This window comes from Thauera butanivorans NBRC 103042 (genome assembly GCF_001591165.1).
Taxonomy (GTDB): domain Bacteria; phylum Pseudomonadota; class Gammaproteobacteria; order Burkholderiales; family Rhodocyclaceae; genus Thauera; species Thauera butanivorans.
In genome coordinates this window covers 1-793 of sequence record NZ_BCUG01000143.1, presented here as the reverse complement: position 1 = coordinate 793, position 793 = coordinate 1, and the positions used below count along the sequence as shown (strand labels likewise).

Below are 793 nucleotides of genomic sequence, written 5' to 3'. Positions count from 1 at the left end.
GCACGACTGCCCGAAGTCGAAACCCGCCAGATCCCGATGAACGGGGAAGCGGGCGGCCGACATCTGGTAGCGGACCGAGCGCATGGCGCGGTCGGTGGATTCGGCCTCCAACAGGCGCTCGATGAGCCAGCGCGCGCTCTGGAGTCCGACGTCACCGCCATTGGCGCTCAACTCGGCCCAGGTGCTGGCCATGCCATACAGACGCAAGGCTTTCAGTTCGGCGCCGAGCTCACGCATGATCAGCCTCCTGGGTACGCAGGCGGTCGTAGCGACCGGTGTCGGCCACCGGCGCCTCCTTGACCTGCAGCGTGGTCGGCACCGATTCGGGCAACGGCGCCTGGTTGAGCCGGGCGATGACATTGAGCACATGCTCCACACTGACCACGCCCGATTCGAGCACCAACTCGACGGCGACGAGCACCGTGTCGAGCCCGGCCTTGGGCACCACCGCGAGCATCTGGCTCATCACCCGGTCACCGCCTTCGCGCCGCAGCAGCAGGCGTTGCAGCCGCACCAGCGGCTCGGGCATCTCGGCAAACGGCGCCCCGTTCCTCAACACCCCGGGCTTGCGCTCCACCAGCGGCAGGTAGTGGCGCCAGTCGTAGCGGGTTTGCCCCCGCTCGAACAGGCGCGGGTGACTTGCCATCACGACCTCGTCGAACACGATCTCGATGCGCTCCGGATAGAACCGCTTGCTGATCAGCTTGCCCGCCAGCTCGCACGGCACCGAGTAGTGGTTGCGGGCGGCCGTCACCAGACAGGTGCTCGACACGCGGCCCGGCTCTTCGACATA

General features: G+C 67.5%; 2 protein-coding genes. Both read right to left on the bottom strand.

Features of this window, described 5'->3' with window-relative positions; genetic code table 11:
* On the bottom strand, positions 1-237 hold a 237-nt coding region (locus TBU01S_RS22730), incomplete at its 3' end, for an ATP-binding protein (protein WP_217999695.1).
* Positions 230-793: Mu transposase domain-containing protein (locus TBU01S_RS22725; protein ID WP_439654566.1), on the bottom strand; the 564-nt coding region annotated here is incomplete at its 5' end. The genes TBU01S_RS22730 and TBU01S_RS22725, both read right to left, overlap by 8 nt.